Source organism: Breznakibacter xylanolyticus, from assembly GCF_003254275.1.
GTDB classification, from domain to species: domain Bacteria; phylum Bacteroidota; class Bacteroidia; order Bacteroidales; family Marinilabiliaceae; genus Breznakibacter; species Breznakibacter xylanolyticus.
On record NZ_QKZK01000088.1, the window covers coordinates 1 to 1,050 of the forward strand.

Annotated in this window: 2 protein-coding genes; both read left to right on the forward strand. The window is 35.0% G+C overall.

Going from position 1 to position 1,050, the window contains the following annotated elements:
* On the forward strand, positions 1-213 hold a 213-nt coding region (locus tag LX69_RS18095), incomplete at its 5' end, for a DUF6994 family protein (RefSeq protein ID WP_221621422.1).
* Between the two features lie 197 nt (positions 214-410).
* Positions 411-1,004 carry a hypothetical protein gene (locus tag LX69_RS17435; protein ID WP_111447301.1) on the forward strand — a complete coding sequence of 198 codons (594 nt, stop codon included), beginning with the start codon at positions 411-413 and terminating at the stop codon, positions 1,002-1,004.
* The last annotated feature ends 46 nt before the right edge of the window (positions 1,005-1,050 follow it).

Genomic DNA, 1,050 nt, shown 5'->3' on the forward strand with positions numbered 1-1,050 from the left:
GCAAGTGAGGTTCTTTGTGTCATGTCGTTTTTTGACACCAAAGATAGGGGGACGGATTATGTGCTAATAGATGGGGTTGGTGGGGGGGATACTTTCAACAGACCACCATTACCTCAGACTATTGACGAGTATAAGCAATACAAAGAGCATACTATAGATTTAATGAAAAAAAGAAACAAAAGGATTTTAGAAAGTATATTCCAAATCAATTAGGACTATGATGAAAGGTTTTGGAAACATAGGACGAAAAAAACGCCAGCCTGTAACATCGCATATACCTAATGGCGGTTTTACTGCACTTTGCAAGGCTTTTCGCCCGCTCAAACTTCACCTCGGTTTGACAGTTGAATCGCCCGCAATCCGCCACTAGGCATATGCGTAACGTTGCCAATAATTGTAAAAAACAGACCATGACAACCATTACGAAAGAAGAATCTATTATCCTCGACGGAATTTCAAAATTCATATTAGAGAAAGGAATCTTCTCTGAATTTGATTGTCCAATAGAAGGAGTTAACCTGAGAAAAGTTTCTGATTATTCATTTTATCTTCAAATTATATCGAATGAGAACTTTTTTTCAAAATCAGTAATCTCTCATAATGGATTCGAGGTAAGACCTATCGAATCGAAACTGAAAGAGTTTTTAGAAAATGGTGGATTTTCTAAAATGTATGTAGAACAAGCAAGAATTAAAAGGAGAAATGAACAGAGAGAAGATTTGTCTTTGCGTCTGACTAAATTCAAAATCTGGACTTTTTGGCCTCTTTTTGTTATTGCTATTTTCGGAGGTATTTACAGTGGAATTGATTTTTTCAACAAAAAGTCAGAGCATAAATCTGAAGAGCAATATTTAGAACGAATAAAACAAGTGGAATCGGAATTAACCACATTGCGTACTTTAATTTCATCCCAAAATAATCAGAGTCTTTTACAAAATTCCACCGGGAAAGAGAATCTTTATCGCGATTCCGTTGGAAAAATAACACATACGGAAAGAAAATAGTTTCTAACATATCTAAAGATTAAAAGATTAAAACAACTATTGGCAA

Coding starts and splice junctions, on each gene's coding strand:
- LX69_RS17435 (WP_111447301.1), top strand. CDS start 411: ATGACAACCATTACGAAAGAAGAATCTATTATCCTCGACGGAATTTCA.